Source organism: uncultured Phenylobacterium sp. (assembly GCF_902826855.1).
In the GTDB taxonomy this organism is placed as follows: domain Bacteria; phylum Pseudomonadota; class Alphaproteobacteria; order Caulobacterales; family Caulobacteraceae; genus Phenylobacterium.
The window spans coordinates 1-11,028 of sequence record NZ_CADEGK010000158.1 but is presented as its reverse complement, the minus strand read 5'-3'; the positions used below and the strand labels follow the sequence as shown (position 1 = coordinate 11,028).

Annotated in this window: 12 protein-coding genes; 5 read left to right on the top strand and 7 right to left on the bottom strand. The window is 69.0% G+C overall.

Annotated elements, in window-relative coordinates; genetic code table 11:
- Positions 1 to 832 (bottom strand): PEPxxWA-CTERM sorting domain-containing protein (locus tag QZV94_RS18475; RefSeq protein ID WP_293680143.1); only part of this gene is annotated, 832 nt, incomplete at its 3' end.
- A 167-nt stretch (positions 833 to 999) separates the two neighbouring features.
- Between QZV94_RS18475 and QZV94_RS18470 the strand changes: the two genes are divergently transcribed.
- Positions 1,000 to 1,791 carry a phytanoyl-CoA dioxygenase family protein gene (locus tag QZV94_RS18470; RefSeq protein ID WP_293680141.1) on the top strand — a complete coding sequence of 264 codons (792 nt, stop codon included), beginning with the start codon at positions 1,000 to 1,002 and terminating at the stop codon, positions 1,789 to 1,791.
- A gap of 109 nt (positions 1,792 to 1,900) precedes the next feature.
- A complete protein-coding gene (locus QZV94_RS18465) occupies positions 1,901 to 3,061 on the top strand; it encodes a phytanoyl-CoA dioxygenase family protein (protein ID WP_293680139.1) in 1,161 nt (386 codons plus the stop codon).
- Between the two features lie 6 nt (positions 3,062 to 3,067).
- Here the strand turns inward: QZV94_RS18465 and QZV94_RS18460 are convergent, their stop codons facing one another.
- The 5 genes from QZV94_RS18460 to QZV94_RS18440 form a co-directional block, all read right to left on the bottom strand.
- Positions 3,068 to 4,108 (bottom strand): sulfate/molybdate ABC transporter ATP-binding protein, encoded by a 1,041-nt coding sequence (locus QZV94_RS18460; RefSeq protein ID WP_293680145.1) that lies wholly within the window; start codon positions 4,106 to 4,108, stop codon positions 3,068 to 3,070.
- A gap of 7 nt (positions 4,109 to 4,115) precedes the next feature.
- Positions 4,116 to 4,913: a sulfate ABC transporter permease subunit CysW gene (gene cysW / locus QZV94_RS18455; protein WP_367254816.1), complete on the bottom strand. Its 798-nt coding sequence runs from the start codon at positions 4,911 to 4,913 to the stop codon at positions 4,116 to 4,118.
- A 65-nt stretch (positions 4,914 to 4,978) separates the two neighbouring features.
- Entirely contained in the window at positions 4,979 to 5,842 is an 864-nt protein-coding gene (gene cysT, locus QZV94_RS18450) for a sulfate ABC transporter permease subunit CysT (RefSeq protein ID WP_367254813.1), read from the bottom strand.
- Positions 5,843 to 5,865: 23 nt separating this feature from the next.
- Positions 5,866 to 6,891: a sulfate ABC transporter substrate-binding protein gene (locus QZV94_RS18445; protein WP_293680134.1), complete on the bottom strand. Its 1,026-nt coding sequence runs from the start codon at positions 6,889 to 6,891 to the stop codon at positions 5,866 to 5,868.
- A 23-nt stretch (positions 6,892 to 6,914) separates the two neighbouring features.
- Positions 6,915 to 8,504 carry a porin gene (locus QZV94_RS18440; protein ID WP_293680132.1) on the bottom strand — a complete coding sequence of 530 codons (1,590 nt, stop codon included), beginning with the start codon at positions 8,502 to 8,504 and terminating at the stop codon, positions 6,915 to 6,917.
- Between the two features lie 217 nt (positions 8,505 to 8,721).
- On the opposite strand from QZV94_RS18440, the gene QZV94_RS18435 reads away from it, so the two are divergent.
- A complete protein-coding gene (locus QZV94_RS18435; RefSeq protein WP_293680130.1) occupies positions 8,722 to 9,045 on the top strand; it encodes a helix-turn-helix transcriptional regulator in 324 nt (107 codons plus the stop codon).
- Positions 9,038 to 9,619 (top strand): SRPBCC domain-containing protein, encoded by a 582-nt coding sequence (locus QZV94_RS18430; RefSeq protein WP_293680128.1) that lies wholly within the window; start codon positions 9,038 to 9,040, stop codon positions 9,617 to 9,619. Before QZV94_RS18435 ends, QZV94_RS18430 begins: the two co-directional genes overlap by 8 nt.
- Before the next feature lie 191 nt (positions 9,620 to 9,810).
- Here the strand turns inward: QZV94_RS18430 and QZV94_RS18425 are convergent, their stop codons facing one another.
- The gene (locus QZV94_RS18425) at positions 9,811 to 10,815 is read right to left on the bottom strand and encodes a nitronate monooxygenase family protein (RefSeq protein WP_293680126.1); all 1,005 of its coding nucleotides are present in this window, start codon (positions 10,813 to 10,815) and stop codon (positions 9,811 to 9,813) included.
- A 21-nt stretch (positions 10,816 to 10,836) separates the two neighbouring features.
- On the opposite strand from QZV94_RS18425, the gene QZV94_RS18420 reads away from it, so the two are divergent.
- On the top strand, positions 10,837 to 11,028 hold a 192-nt coding region (locus QZV94_RS18420; RefSeq protein ID WP_293680124.1), incomplete at its 3' end, for a hypothetical protein.

The following is an 11,028-nucleotide window of genomic DNA, read 5'->3' as shown; positions in this document are numbered from 1 at the left end:
AAGCCAAGGCCGCCCGCCGCCGTCGCAGCCCGGCTCCGGCCAAGCCGAAGCCCGCGATCATCAGCGCCCAGGTCCCTGGCTCCGGAACCGCGGCCATCGTCTGGGCGCTGCCCAGCAGGGCGCCGGAGGCGGAGGTGAACTTCACGCCCGGGTCGTCCGGCGTGATGCCGAAGGTGGCGGTCTGCGAGAAGTCCATGGTCACGTCGGCGTCGTGACCGTTGAGGGCCACCGCCGGCGAGAAGCTGGCGAAGACGTCGTAGGTCCCGCCGGCCGAAACCAGGGTCGACCCTTGCAGCAGCTCGTCGAAGCTCATGGAGAACGAGTCCGTTGGCCGGAACGTCCAGTTGAAGGAATCCGACACGAGCGCGCCTCCGTGACTGACGAAGTTGCTCGAATTGGCGCCCGAGCCCGCGTTGAAGACGCGGAGGTTGGCGGTGACCAGGAAGAAGATCGTGCTGGTGTTCTCCGGGTCGTAGACGTCGAGATCGATCTGGCCGTCAAAGCCGAAGGAGAAGTTGACCGGGCCGTTCCCTGAGAAGGTCACCTGGTCGCCGAACACGCCAGCGGAACTGCCGAAGTCGCTGGGGGAGTCGGGTCCGTAGAAGCTGGTGTAGCTCTTCACCTGGCCGCTGGTGAGGTCGACCGAAGCGGTCACGCGACCGTCGCCGACGCTCGCCGTGGCCGACGTGGGGCCGTTGGTCTGCTGGCCGCCGTCGACCTCCGAGCCTAGCTGCGCCACGGCGTTGACGAAGTAGGCCGCCTGGGCTGACCCCGAGCCCGCAACCGCCGCCACCAACACCGCGGCTGCCGCCGCCATTGTCCCTGCCCGCATGACCCACTCCTGACCGTGCCGCCGCCACATGCGGAGGCTCCACAGGCATAGGCGCCGAGATGCGGCGCCACGGGTCACGGCGCGCCTTGTTTCTCTCCGGCCCGCGGGGGGCTAACGTGCATCGCAGGTGAGGCGCGATGTCGCCCACGGGCTAGGACGGTGCGACGATGGACCATCGGAGGCAGCTGCAGGATGAGGGGTGGTGCGTCATCCCCGACGTGCTTGACGCGGAGCGCACGCGCGAGGCGCTCGACCGGCTCTGGCGCGCGGCTCGCGAGTTCGAGCGCCGCGGCGAGTCGACCTACATGCCGGTGCTCGACCCGAACCCCAGCAACGTGCGCGTCTTCTACCTGCTCGAGCTCGACGAGATCTTCCGCGAGCTGATCCAGCATCCGGTCGCCGTGGAGATGGTGCGTGCGGTGGTCGGGCCTGAGTTCCTGATCTCCAACTTCACGGCCAACATCGCGCGACCCGGCTCGAAGTCGATGGCCCTGCACTCCGACCAGTCGCTGGTCGTGCCGGAGCCGTGGCTCACGCCCTGGGCCATGAACATCATTTGGTGCCTGACCGACGTCACGTTCGAGAACGGCGCCACGCTCTTCATCCCCGGCAGTCACAAGTGGACAACCCGGGCCGACGTGCCGCCGGACGCCCACAAGCGGCTGCGCCCCTTCGAAGCCAAGGCCGGCTCCATCGTCGTGATGGAAGGCCGCATGTGGCATACCTCCGGCGCCAACATCACCGCCGATCAGGATCGCGCCCTGTTGTTCGGCTACTACACGGTGCCGTTCCTGCGTCCGCAGGTGAACTGGAACGCCGTGCTCTCGCCGGAGACACAGGCGCAGCTCAGTCCGCAGATGCAGGCGTGGTTGGGCCTGGGCGTGACGGCCAACACCGGCATGACCGCCGACCTTCGCTATCTCGAAGACCAGTTCGCCGACCAGCAGGAGCCTGCATAGTCGGCGATAGCGGCGGCCCCAGCGCGATCCCATTGCCCGCGGCCCGCTGCGGGTCCAGTCTCGGGCCTCGACCCCTGCCGCTCCGCGCTGGCGCTATTGGGAGGTTTCGATGAACAAGCCGGTGGGCGACTTCGCCGCGGACTATGGCCGCGAGGACGAGGCGATGCGCGCCTACTGCGCCGAGGGCGAGGCGCGGGCGCGGGCGCTGGGCAACCGCGGCCCCATACGCTTCACGGCCGACGGCGACCTGCATCCTGAGATTCGCGAGGCCTACACCCGCTGCGGCTTCTACGTCTTCGAGAGGGTGCTGCAGGCCGACGAGTTGGCCGACGTCGACGCCGACTTCCACGACATCCAGTCGCGCCTGCCGGTCCATCGCGGCGCCGAGACCGACGCCGAGGGCCGTCCGGCGCTGGGCGTCGGCCACGCGGGGATGAACCTCGTCTGGGCCAGGCCCCTCAGCGACCCGGTCGGCGGCACCAAGGCCGCCCATGGCCGCTATCCGGTGAAAATGTTCGAGCCCGCCGCCGCCGCCGACGCCCCCGACGAGGTGGTCTACGTGGTGCTGGGCTCGCTGCAGTTCTCCGACGCCTGCCTGAGGACCTACGGCCATCCGCAGCTGCTGGCCGTGGCGGCCGCCATCAACGGGCCGGACTTCGTGCCGTTCAACGAGGCGCTCTGGATGAAGGCGCCCGGCCTCGGCGCCTCGGTGGCCTGGCACCAGGACGGCTGGACACACTGGGACAGCCCCGACCTCGACGAGGGCTCGCACGGCTTCAACCTGATGGGCCAACTCTACGGATGCACGGCGGCCAACGGCCTGTGGGTCGTCCCCGGCTCGCACCGGGTGGGCAAGGTCGATATCGCGGCCATGGTCGCGGCAGCGGGGACCGAGAGGTTGCCCCAGGCCGTCCCCCTGGTCTGCGCGCCGGGCGATGTCGCCATCACCAACCGCCAGGCCGTCCACGGGTCGTTCGCCAACACCACCCGCGACTGGCGCGTGACGATCAACATGGGCTTCCACCGCCGCCGCTCGGTCCTCGGCATCAAAGGCGGCGGCATCCACAACGCCGAGGCGGTCTACGACGCTGCAAGGATCGCCGAACGCGCCCGGGTGATCGGCGTGGCCATCGAGGCCCGCCGCCAGCGCTTCCCGCACGAGACTCCCTTCGTCTACGCGCCCCACGCGCAGGCCGGCCAGTCGTTCCGCTGGGACGACGACGCGCGCGGGGCTCTGAAGGACTACAACCTGCTCGACCTGGGCATCTGAGGCTCGTCAGGCGACCGGGTACACCATCGGCCGCAGCGGCTTGATCCGCACCGACAGCCCAGGCGCAACGCCAGGGGGCAAGGTGGGGCCGTGGGCCTCCAGCTCCATCACCTGCCCCTCGATGCGGCAGTCGATGCGCACGTCCGGGCCCCGCTGGGCCACGCCGGTGACCTCCGCCGCCAGACCCGCGCCGTCGGCCGGCGCGAAGGCCACTTCGTCCGGCCGGAAGAACACCTCTACGGCGCCCTGTGGCGCGTCCTTCGGGGCCTCGCTCTCCCAGTCGGCGATCCGTAGGCGACCGCCTTCCACCAAGCCCGGCATGCGGCAGGCCTGGCCCAGGAAGTCGAACACGAACGGCGTCGCCGGCTGCTCGTAGACCTCGTTCGGCTGGCCCAGCTGGATCAGCTGGCCGTCCTTCAGGATCGCCACCCGGTCGGCCAGGTCCAGCGCCTCCTCCTGGTCGTGGGTGACGAAGACGGTGGTGACGCCGGTGCGCTCGTGCAGGTCGCGCAGCCAGCGCCGGAGTTCCCGGCGCACCTGGGCGTCCAGCGCCCCGAACGGCTCGTCCAGCAGCAGCATCTTGGGCTCGATGGCCAGCGCCCGGGCCAGCGCCACCCGCTGGCGCTGGCCGCCGGAGAGCTGGCTGGGGAAGCGCTGTTCGAGCCCCTCCAGCTGCACCAACTCCAGCAGGTGGGCCACGCGGTCCTTGATCTCGGCCCGAGACGGCTTCTCCGAGCGCTTCCGGACCGTCAGGCCGAACGCGATGTTCTGGGCCACGGTCATGTGCCGGAAGAGGGCGTAGTGCTGGAACACCATGCCGACCTTCCGCTGGCGGACCGGCAGCGCCAGGAAATCCTCGCCGCCGAAGCGCACCTCGCCGGTGTCCGGCTGCTCCAGGCCCGCCAGCACCCGCAGCAGCGTGGTCTTGCCTGAGCCCGACGGCCCCAGCAACGCCAGGAACTCCTTGTCCCGCGCCTGCAGCGACACGTCCTTGAGCGCCGGGAACCGGCCGAACTGCTTGGAGATCCCGCGGATCTCCAGCGCCAGCGTGTCGTCAGTGTTTGCGGCCACCAGCGAGGCCCCCCGATACGCGCCACTCGAGGAGGGTCTTGAGGACAAGCGTGATGATCCCGAGCCCTGCGAGGATGGAGGCCGCCGCAAAGGCGCCGACGGAGTCGTAGTCATTGTAGAGCACCTCGACGTGAAGCGGCAGCGTGTTGGTCAGGCCGCGGATGTGGCCGGAGACCACGGAGACCGCGCCGAACTCACCCATCGCGCGCGCATTGCAGAGCAGGACGCCGTAGAGCAGCGCCCACTTGATGTTGGGCAGGGTCACCCGAAGAAAGGTGGTCAGGCCGCTGGCTCCCAGCGTCAGCGCCGCGGCCTCCTCGTCGGCGCCCTGCTGCTGCATCAGCGGGATCAGTTCGCGGGCGACGAACGGGAAGGTGACCAGGAGGGTCGCCAGCACCAGCCCCGGCACGGCGAAGATCACCTTGGCGTCGTGCTCCAGCAGCCACGGCCCCAGCCACCCCTGGGCCCCGAACAGCAGCACCCAGACCAGGCCCGAGACCACCGGCGAGATGGAGAACGGCAGGTCGATGAGGGTCAGCAGCACGCTCTTGCCGCGGAACTCGAACTTGCTGATCGCCCAGGCCGCCGCGACCCCGAACGCCGCGTTCAGCGGCACGGAGATGGCGGCCACCAGCAGGGTGAGTTTCACCGCCGCGATCGCGTCCGGCTCCGTCAGCGCCTGCAGGTACCGCCCCGCGCCCTCGGCGAAGGCGTCATGGAACACCACCACCAGCGGCATGAGGATCAGCCCTGCCATGGCCAGCGCCGAGCCCACGATCATCACCGGCGCGAAGCTCCTGCGTCCGGGAACGCGCCGGGGCATTCGCGCAGTGGTCGCCGCAGCGGTCATGCGCGCCCCCGTCGGGCGAGGAAGATCTGGGCGATGTTCATCACCACCAGGGCCCCGAACGAGATCGCCAGCATGGCCAGGCCGATGGTCGCCGCCCCGGCGTAGTCGTACTCCTCCAGCTTGATGACGATCAGCAGCGGCGCGATCTCGGTCTTCAGGGGCAAGTTGCCGGCGATGAAGATCACCGAGCCGTATTCCCCGACCGCGCGGGCGAACGCCAGGCTGACGCCGGACAGGATCGCCGGCCCGATCGCCGGAATCACCACGTGGAGCACCCGCTGGAAGTCGTTGGCGCCCAGGGTCTGGGCGGCCTCCTCAACGTCCTTGTCGAGGTCCTCCAGAACCGGCTGGATCGAGCGCACCACAAACGGCAGGCCGATGAACACCAGGGCGATGAAGATGCCCACCGGCGAATAGGCGGTCTTGATCCCGATCTTGGCGAACAGCGCCCCCAGCGGCCCATTCGGCGCATAGATCGCCGTCAGCGCAATGCCCGCCACCGCCGTGGGCAGGGCGAACGGCAGATCCACCAGGGCCTCCATGATCCGCCGCCCCGGGAAACGGTAGCGGGTCAGCGTCCAGGCCAGCATCAGCCCCAGCGGCGCGTTGACCAGCGCCGCGGCCAGCGAGATGCCGAAGCTCACCTTCAACGCCGCCGCCACCCGCGGATCGGTCAGCGTCCTGAGGATGCCCTCGACCCCGATCTCCCAAGGCCGCACCGCCAGCGCGGTCAGCGGCAGGAGCACGATCAGCGACAGGTAGATCAGCGTGATCCCCAGCGAGAGCTTGAAGCCCGGCAGGATCGAATGCTCGACAAGCCGCGCCCGCCGCGGCCAAGGATCGGTGACCGGGCGGACGATCGGGGCGGCGGCGAACCGGTCGGTCACGGCCTGTAGATCCGGTCGAACACGCCGCCGTCGGCGAAGTGGGTGGCCTGGGCCTTCTTCCATCCGCCGAACGCGCTGTCGACGGTCACCAGCGGGATCTGCTTGAAGTAGCGGGCGTACCTGGCGAAGGCGGCCTGGTCGCGCGGGCGGAAGTGGTGCTTGGCGATGATCTCCTGGGCGCGCGGGCTGTAGAGGAAGTTGAGATAGCCGGTGGCCAGCGTCCGCGTGCCGTGGCGGTCGACATTCTTGTCCACAAGCGCCACCGACGGCTCGGCCAGGATCGAGCTGGACGGATAGACGATGTCGTGCGGCCCGAACTCGTCGATCGTCAGGTAGGCCTCGTTCTCCCAGGTCAGCAGCACGTCGCCGATCTTGCGCTGGGCGAAGGTGGTGGTGGAGCCGCGGGCGCCGGTGTCCAGCACCGGCACGTTCTTGAACAGCTTGGCCAGATAGGCCTGCGCCGCCGCGTCCCCGCCGGTCTTCGCCGCCGCCGCATACGCCGCCAGGTAGCCCCAGCGCGCGCCGCCGGACGTCTTCGGATTGGGCGTGATCACCCCGATGCCCGGCTTGATCAGATCCGGCCAGTCGCGGATCTTCCACGGGTTGCCCTTGCGCACCAGGAACACGATCGTCGAGGTGTAGGGCGCCGAGTTGTTGGGCAGCCGGCTCTGCCAGTTGGCCGGCAGCAGCTTGGCCCGCGCGGCGATCTCGTCGATGTCGGCGGCCAGCGCCAGGGTCACCACGTCGGCCTGCAGCCCGTCGATCACCGAGCGCGCCTGCTTGCCGGAACCGCCGTGGCTCTGGTTGAGGGTCAACACCTGGTTGGTGCGGCCCTTCCAGTACTCGGCGAAGGCGGCGTTGATCTCCTTGTAGAGCTCGCGCGTCGGGTCGTAGCTGACGTTCAGCAGCGTGGTGGCCTTGGAGCCTTGCGCCAGCGCTGCGGCGGGGAGGAGTGCAGCTGCGCCGACGCCAGCGCCCGCGGACAGCAGCCCGCGACGGCTCACGGTGAGGTCGTGTGTCATTCGTGAAAGTCCCTGCGGTTGGGCTAGAAGGCGTATTGGGTGCGGAAGGACCAGATGTTGAGGTCCTGGCCGATCTGGACGCCCGCCGGCGGCGTGAGCGCCCCCGCGCCGAAGGCCGTCCCGCCGGGCGAGAGGCGGTTCACCTCCACCCGCTGGTAGTCGGCTAGGAAGCGCACGTTGTTGTTCGGATACCAGTTGAGCCCGAGCGTGAAGATCTGCTGCTCGCCGCCGCGGATCCCGCCCACCGGCAGCGCCGCGCCCAGCCCGCCGGCGCGGTCGTCGAGGTCCAGCTCGGAGTAGCGGGCCGCCAGCTCCCAGACGCCCCAGGTCTTGCCCTTCAGGCTGAACGGCTTCTCCACCCGCGGTACGTCGAAGCCGCCGTTCGCGGCGTTGTAGCGCCGCGGCTGGCCGGTGATCGTCCACGCGGCCTGGCCGTACCAGCCGTTGAAGCTCGGATCGGCCAACACGCTGTTGCGCCGTTCCACGTCGATCCAGAAGTACTCGCCCTGCAGCGTGAACTGCTTCTGCTGCCAGCCCAGCTCCACGCCGTAGCTGGCCAGGCTGTCGGCGTCGATGTTGCCGGTGTCGATCAGCCGCGTGCCGTCCACCCGCATCTCCGGCCGCTCGCGCAGCCGCACCGGCGAGGCCGCGCCCGCCGGCCCCACGTCCGGTCCGGTCGTGGCGGGATTGACCACCAGGTTCACGTTCGCGCCCACGTGCACCAGGCTGTCCTGCCCCTTCAGGGGCAACCAGGTGACCCGGCCGATGACGCCCAGTTGCTCGTCGAATGCCTGGGTCGTGACGGTCGCGCCGGTGACCGCGCCGAAGACACTCCAGCGCTCGCCGTTGGCCAGCAGCGCCGCCCCTGTGCGCCCATCGCCTCCGGCGAAGCCGCGGACCAGCTCGGTCGGGGCGGCCCGCTCAGGGAACAGCGAAGCGGTGTTCGAGGTCGCGTCCTCCAGCCCGGTGATCGGCGAGAACGCCCCCACGCGGAAGCGGAAGGGCTTCAGGCCCGCGTACTCGATGTAGGCGTTGGTGATCTTGCCGGCCTCCTCGACGCCCGAGCCGCCGAAGTCGAACAGGAGGTTGTAGTTCCAGTCGCCCCAGGCCTTGCCCTCGACCCCGAAGCGCACGCGGCGGAAATTGGTCCCGTCGCCCAGGTCGCGGGCGCGGTCGGCCTCGACGGCGTCGCCCACCGAGCCGCGGCGGAAGTCGGTGGCCAGCGGGCCGGGACCGCGCTGGTCGTACTGCGCCGCGTCCAGCTGGATGATGCCGCGGAGTGAGGCGGTGAACTGGCCGTCGCCGGTGGAGAAGGTCGGCCGCCCATTGGCCAGCGAAACGGTGTTGGCCCTCGCCTCCTCGCGCAGCGCCTGGTCGCCGCCGGTCTGGGCCGCCTTCAGGTCGAGGATCTGGGCTTCGAGCGTCTCGTTGCGCTGCTCCAGCGCATCCAGCCGCCCGACCAACGCCAGGAGCTGCTCCTGGCTGATGCCGACGGGTTGAGCGCCTGTCGCGGTCGGAATGGCCTGCGCCAGAGCCGCCGGCCCCACCCCGCACATAAGGGCCGCCAGGGTCAGGCTGCGGATGGCGGTTCCAGTATGTGCAAGCGTGCTCATGCGTCGCTCCTCGTCGATGAAGCGGAGATAAACCCATTAATCCTACTGGGTCAGTAGGATTAGACTAAGGGCGGCCTCAGTTTTTCTCCACACCATGGCCGCGCCCAAGGCGCCGTCTCGTTATGTAGTCTAATTGCATATCGCATGGAACGCCGTCTCAGGGGACCGCTCGCTTAGTTATCCTTTCTTCTATTTAGCTGACATGCTATATAGAGGCATGGATACCTTCGACGCCCTGGCCGACCCCACACGGCGGCAGATCATCGCCATGCTGGCGCGCGGCGAGCGCAGCGCGGGCGAGATCGCCGGCCGCTTTCCCATCGCCGGGCCGTCGGTCTCGCGGCATCTGAAGGTGCTCCGGGAGAGCGGGCTCGTCTCATACCGCCAGCAGGCGACGTCGCGGCTCTATCGCCTGGAGCCCGAGAGGCTGGGCGAGGCTCGTGAGTGGATGGACGCCCAGCTCGATGCCGTGAAGGCGCGCTTCGATCGTCTGGGCGCGCACCTCGATCGCATCAAGGATCAGGAGGAAGGTGATGGCTGAGGCAGACCTGGCGCGGTTCATCGACCGCTGGACCATCGAATTCGTGCGAATTTATCCGCACCCGATCGAGCGGGTATGGCGCGCGGTGACCGACCAGAATGAGGTCGGTCAGTGGTTCTTCGGTGAAACCCACCTGCGCGCAGGTCTCAAGGCGCGGATCGATCCGCGCGTGGGCGGGACCTATTCGCTCGGCGCGCCGACGATCGACTTCAAGGGCGTGATCACGGCGTTCGAGCCACCCGGCTACGTGCGCTATGGTGGCCCGCAGCCCGGTGCAGAGAGCTACCCGGACAGCTATTGGGAGTTCCGGCTGGAAACGGTCGATGGCGGCACCCGCATGGTCTTCGTCCAGCGGATCACGCCCGGATCCTGGACCAAGCACCATAACTGGCCTGCCGATCCGGCCGAACACCCGGCGGGCGCAGACAACCCCTGGCGCCCGGGCACGCTGAGCGGCTGGCATGGCGACTTCGACCATCTCGGCGAACTCATGGCCGGCCGCGGTCCGCCGCCGCACGACGAGAAGGCCCTTTCGGACCGCTACCGCCAGCACATGCTGGCCACGCAGCCGTAGGGCCACCATCTCACTTCGGTCGTCATCGCCCGGCTTGTCCGGGCGACCCATGATCGGCCTCGTTGCCGAGCGCCCGCAGCGGCGCCGCTGCGCTCCATCCGCCGCCGCGGAGATCATGGGTGGCCCGGACAAGCCGGGCCATGACGTCTTAGTTTGGCAAGTCGGGGATGGTCCGCCGAGGCGGGGCCGACCTACTCCGCCGCCAGCAGGACCTTGCCGGAGGTGAAGGAGGTCTTGAGCGCCAGCTCGGCCTTGGCCGCCTCGTATTCGGCGGCCAGCCGGTCCACCAGCTCGCTGACGGTGGGGATGTCCTTCACGGCCCCGATTCCCTGCCCACAACCCCAGATGTCGCGCCAGGCCTTGGAACTCTGGTTGCCGCCCGAGCCGAAGTTCATGGCCGACGGGTCGGACTTCGGCAGGTCGTTCGGGTCCAGGCCCGCGGCGATCACCGAGGGGGCCAGGTAGTTGCCGTGCACCCCGGTGAACAGGTTCGTGTAGACGATGTCCTCGCCGGTCGAGGCGACGATCATGTCCTTGTAGGCCTGGGCCGCGGCGGCCTCCTGCGTGGCGATGAAGGCCGAGCCGATATAGGCCAGGTCGGCGCCCATCGCCTGGGCGCCCAGGATCGCGCGGCCGGTGGCGATGGCGCCCGAGAGCGCGATCGGCCCGTCGAACCACTCGCGCAGGCTCTGCACCAGGGCGAAGGGCGACAGCCCGCCGGCGTGGCCGCCGGCCCCGGCCGCCACCGGGATCAGGCCGTCGGCGCCTTTCTCGATGGCCTTGCGGGCGAACCTGTCGGTGATGACGTCATGCAGCACGACGCCGCCGTACGAGTGCACCGCTTGGTTCACGTCCTCCCGCGCGCCCAGCGAAGTGATGATGATTGGGACCTTCCACTTCGTGGTGGCCTCCACGTCGTGCATCAGCCGGTCGCTGGTCTTGTGGACGATATGGTTCACCGCGAACGGCGCGGATGGCGTGTCCGGATGATCGCGGTCCCAGATCGACAACTCCTCGGTGATCTGGTGCAGCCACTCGTCCAGCATCGCGGCCGGCCGCGCATTCAGCGCCGGGAACGAGCCTACGATGCCGGCCTTGCACTGGGCGATGACCAGCTCCGGCACCGAGATGATGAACAGCGGGCTGGCGATCACAGGGATGCGTAGGCGGTCGCGGAGAACGGGCGGCAGGGCCATGAAGGGTCCTCGAACAGATGTTTGATTTACGTCGTACATGCAAATGATAGCATCGGCAAAGCCGCTTGTCCCCTCCCCAGGCTCGTCGAAGAAAAGTGCACGCGGCATGACTCGCTGCGACCGATTCTGACGCACCTGCTCTTTACCCTCCCGGCCAAGATGTCCGAGCCGCTGCCCATCGATCCCGATGCGATGCTCGCCCGGCTGGCCGTG

Coding starts and splice junctions, on each gene's coding strand:
- QZV94_RS18435 (WP_293680130.1), top strand. CDS start 8,722: ATGGATACCTTCGACGCCCTGGCCGACCCCACACGGCGGCAGATCATC.
- QZV94_RS18425 (WP_293680126.1), bottom strand. CDS start 10,815: ATGGCCCTGCCGCCCGTTCTCCGCGACCGCCTACGCATCCCTGTGATC.
- cysW (WP_367254816.1), bottom strand. CDS start 4,913: ATGATCGTGGGCTCGGCGCTGGCCATGGCAGGGCTGATCCTCATGCCG.
- QZV94_RS18440 (WP_293680132.1), bottom strand. CDS start 8,504: ATGAGCACGCTTGCACATACTGGAACCGCCATCCGCAGCCTGACCCTG.
- QZV94_RS18470 (WP_293680141.1), top strand. CDS start 1,000: ATGGACCATCGGAGGCAGCTGCAGGATGAGGGGTGGTGCGTCATCCCC.
- QZV94_RS18445 (WP_293680134.1), bottom strand. CDS start 6,891: ATGACACACGACCTCACCGTGAGCCGTCGCGGGCTGCTGTCCGCGGGC.
- QZV94_RS18465 (WP_293680139.1), top strand. CDS start 1,901: ATGAACAAGCCGGTGGGCGACTTCGCCGCGGACTATGGCCGCGAGGAC.
- QZV94_RS18430 (WP_293680128.1), top strand. CDS start 9,038: ATGGCTGAGGCAGACCTGGCGCGGTTCATCGACCGCTGGACCATCGAA.